This window comes from Desulfobaccales bacterium, assembly GCA_041648175.1.
Lineage (GTDB): Bacteria > Desulfobacterota > Desulfobaccia > Desulfobaccales > 0-14-0-80-60-11 > 0-14-0-80-60-11.
This window is the reverse complement of the sequence record JBAZPO010000063.1, coordinates 1-3,515: the sequence shown is the minus strand read 5'-3', so window position 1 is coordinate 3,515 and position 3,515 is coordinate 1. Positions and strand designations below refer to the sequence as shown.

The window sequence follows — 3,515 nt, the reverse complement described above, 5'->3', positions numbered from 1 at the left end:
CCGGACGTATCCTTCCCCGGCTACGTCCAGACACTCCAGGAACCCGATCGTTTTGAGGAAGATCACGAACTTGTCCAAGAATCCCCAGCCAGCCCAATCGATCGTCCGGTAGTCCCCGGCCATGATCCGCTTGGCCACCTCCTTCTGGTCGCGGGTCAGGTGGCGCCAAGCCAGGTAGCTGCGGTTCTTGCGGGATGCGCTGCGCTGGCCGCGCTTGCGGGCGCGTTCGTCGGCCCTTTGCTCTTTAGCGGCCTTTTCTCTTCGGCTCATGGGGCATGGGTCGCGTCTTCAACCGTTCCATCTTCATGAAGATGTTCCACAGATCCTGGTTGATACTCCGCCATTTCTTCCGGGCCGCCCTGAAGGAGCGCGCCTGTTCGACCAACCTCCGGGTCTGTTCCATCAGGGCCTTGGGGACATAGACCATCCGCTGCCTCCCATCGCGGCTGACAGAAAGGTAAAGCCGGGGGCCATGCCGATGCCTTTTGGATTTCCGGCAGCGGCAGTTCGGCTTTCCGCAGCGCGTACGCAGATAGACCAGGGAGCCCTTGGTGAATTGCTCATGCATAAGAAGCCTGGCCTCCAAGTCCGAGCGATCCTTGGCCAAGTCCAGCACGTGGGAGCGGAGGCTGCTGAGGTCCATGTCTGGTGTATATTATACTCTACTTAATACACCAGATACTAGGATAAAAAAAGACGCCGGGCAAGCCCGGCGCCAATTGCCCGGCCTACGGGCTCGGCCCCGACGGCGCCCCCCTGCCCCGGGCCTTATGGCAAAACTTCAGAAGGCGAACTGAAGTTTTGCCATAAGGCTGGCCCAGCACCTGGGGCGCGGGTCGGGGTGGGCTATCGGGTGGTGCTTCGGCCGCTCAGGGACGACGCTTGACCCCCAACGGAACGAGCGCCCCCGCGGGGGCCGCTCGGCCTCCGGCCGGCGAAGCCGGCCGGAGGTTCGAACGGCAACGGCCACGAAGATAAGCGCCGTCGGCTTGCCGACGGCGCCATAAGGTCCTTCCGTAAAGGAAAGTAATCGCCGTTCCTCAAGCGCCGGGCCCTCGGAGGGCCCGGCGCAACTGGGTGGCGGCGCTGTGGTCAACGGCGCTCAATGAGGGACGCCGACCACCTACTTATTTTCGGCGCACCAGCGGGGCCAGCCCCCGGGAGGCCGGGGAACCCGGGCGTCCCGGCAGGTGTGACAGTCCCGGGGGAGGTGGGCATTGCCCTGGCGGCTGCGGATGTCCGAGTCTCGTCTTGCAGGGGAAGGGGGAACGCCGGCGCGGGAGCTACTTGGGTCCGGAGCGACCCGTTGCGACTGCCCCGACATCTGCGAATTTCGCCTGACGGCGACGGGGGGGCAGACTACTCCTGTCGATCACTCGATGCCGTGCTCTTTTTTGAAAGCCTCGGGGTCAACGTCCGAGAACGGGCGAAAGCTCTTCGGGGGCTTCCCCCAAAGAATCGCCAACTCTTCCAGATCGAATATCCCGAAATGTTCCTCCGTCATCACGACGACCTTCGTCCTCGTCTGGGCGAAAGTCTTCAGCCGATGCCGTCGGAACCCTTGCTCGGCAAGGTCTTGGCCTTTATCGGTTCGATAGGCGTTGGTGAAATTGTACATGCACAACGTCAGGAGCGCATGCGCTGTGACGGCGCGTTCCGTCTTCTTCGGGATCTTGTTGATGAGCCAGCCCTGCTTGAGTTCCCGGAACGTCGTGTTCTCGATCAAGCTCCGTAGATCGTACTTGTCGATGATCTTCAGCGGATCGGATACGGCCAGGCTCGTCAGGAACACCTTCTCTTTGCCAGGGGGATACTCTTTCGTGCCCCAGTGCGTGACCATGACCGCGTTGATGGGGTTGGCCTTGAAATCCTTGGCCTGGGCGTTCTTTTGCTGATGGGCCGCGTCGCCGTATTGGTCGTAGCTACGCAAGTCCTTGAACCCCACGACCTTCAGACCCTCGCGCTGGGCCCGGAATATCCTCTTGGGGTCTTCCGTATCCCGCATCCCCCGGGCGTCCTTGGTGACCGCCATGTCCGTGCGCACCGGGATGATCCAGTCGATCCCAAGTTCGTACTTCAATGTCCAGAGGGTCAGACCATCGATATACCCCCGATCGATGAGTAGAAGCCGTATCTTTCTCCCACCGAGGTTCTCCGTCGCCTGGTGGATCAAGGGCATAGTCCAATTTTTCTCGGACTCCTGAATCTGTGTTACCTTGGCCGCCACCACGATGCGCGAGTCCAGGCCGCGTAGAATATGCAGCTTGAACCCGTGGGTGGTTTCAAGGACCTCGACGATCCGCTTCTCCCCCGTTTCCTTGTCGCGCCCTACGACCTGCTTTGTGACCGTCCTGCGGCCCGCGCCCAGGCATTTCTCGGTCGTCGGCAGGTCCGTGGCGTCCATCAGATAAGTCGAGTCCTTGATGAAACCCTCCTTCGCCAGCAACTTGACCCCGCTGTTGAGGATGTGCTCGATCTCAACCGGTGAAAACCGGTCCAGCGCGTCGGCCAGGGTGTCCTTGTGCATCGGGCCCGTCTTCTTTCCCTTGCCCCTGTTGCAGTGCCCATTCTTGATCTGCTCGGCCGTATACCCCAGCATCATCAGCAACCCGATGTCACCAAAGAGCAATTGCGGCACTTGGTTCATCGAGCCGATTCCCATGAGGATCTTTATCTGGTAGGTCAACAGCAGCTTCGCGATGGTGATCATCCGCCGGACGTATCCTTCCCCGGCTACGTCCAGACACTCCAGGAACCCGATCGTCTTGAGGAAGATCACGAACTTGTCCAAGAATCCCCATCCCGCCCAATCGATCGTCCGGTAGTCCCCGGCCATGATCCGCTTGGCCACCTCCTTCTGGTCGCGGGTCAGGTGGCGCCAAGCCAGGTAGCTGCGGTTCTTGCGGGATGCGCTGCGCTGGCCGCGCTTGCGGGCGCGTTCGTTGGCCCGCTGCTCGTTAGCGGCCTTTTTGCTTTGGCTCATAGGGTACGTGTTTGCGATATCGCTCCACTTGCTTCCACAACACCCCCATGCGTCTTTCCAAATCTCGCCACTGTTGATGAGCCTTGCGGTATCTACGAGCTTTTTCTACCCCCGCTCTCACTTGCTCCTCCCATGGCTTGGGCAAGTGAATCCTCCGTGTCTGGCCCCGGCGTAAAATGGAAAGACTAAGAAAGGGACCGTGTCGCATTCTCTTGGAGGTAGCGCAACGGCAGCCGGCTTTGCCGCAGACCTTGCGTATGGTTACCAAAGACCCTTCCACCAAGGGCTCGCGGCTCAGGAGGTTGGCTTCCAATGCCTCCCGTTCAGACTGGAGCGCACGCACCTGCTTCCGGCAGCGACTGATGGCCTGCTGTTCTCTGGCACGTATCATATGAGTCTACTACGTCCCAGATTATGGAATAATAAAAACGGGGAGTCAAGCAGGTGCTGGTTGCCCCGCCGCTGAGGTGCCTACCCCGTCGGGCCCAGGGGGCCGGCGGCCTTATGGCAAAACTTCAGAGTTCACCTACGA

General features: G+C 60.6%; 5 protein-coding genes. All 5 read right to left on the bottom strand.

Annotated features, from left to right (window positions below; translation table 11 throughout):
* A partial coding sequence (locus tag WC600_19000; protein MFA4904818.1) for a hypothetical protein occupies nucleotides 1-270 on the bottom strand: 270 nt, incomplete at its 3' end.
* Nucleotides 245-643: a DUF6788 family protein gene (locus tag WC600_18995; GenBank protein MFA4904817.1), complete on the bottom strand. Its 399-nt coding sequence runs from the start codon at nucleotides 641-643 to the stop codon at nucleotides 245-247. The genes WC600_19000 and WC600_18995, both read right to left, overlap by 26 nt.
* 480 nt (nucleotides 644-1,123) lie before the next feature.
* Nucleotides 1,124-1,324 (bottom strand): hypothetical protein, encoded by a 201-nt coding sequence (locus WC600_18990; GenBank protein MFA4904816.1) that lies wholly within the window; start codon nucleotides 1,322-1,324, stop codon nucleotides 1,124-1,126.
* Nucleotides 1,325-1,372: 48 nt separating this feature from the next.
* Nucleotides 1,373-2,983 (bottom strand): transposase, encoded by a 1,611-nt coding sequence (locus WC600_18985; GenBank protein ID MFA4904815.1) that lies wholly within the window; start codon nucleotides 2,981-2,983, stop codon nucleotides 1,373-1,375.
* A complete protein-coding gene (locus tag WC600_18980; protein ID MFA4904814.1) occupies nucleotides 2,958-3,374 on the bottom strand; it encodes a DUF6788 family protein in 417 nt (138 codons plus the stop codon). The genes WC600_18985 and WC600_18980 overlap by 26 nt, the downstream gene beginning before the upstream one ends.
* Nucleotides 3,375-3,515: the final 141 nt, after the last annotated feature.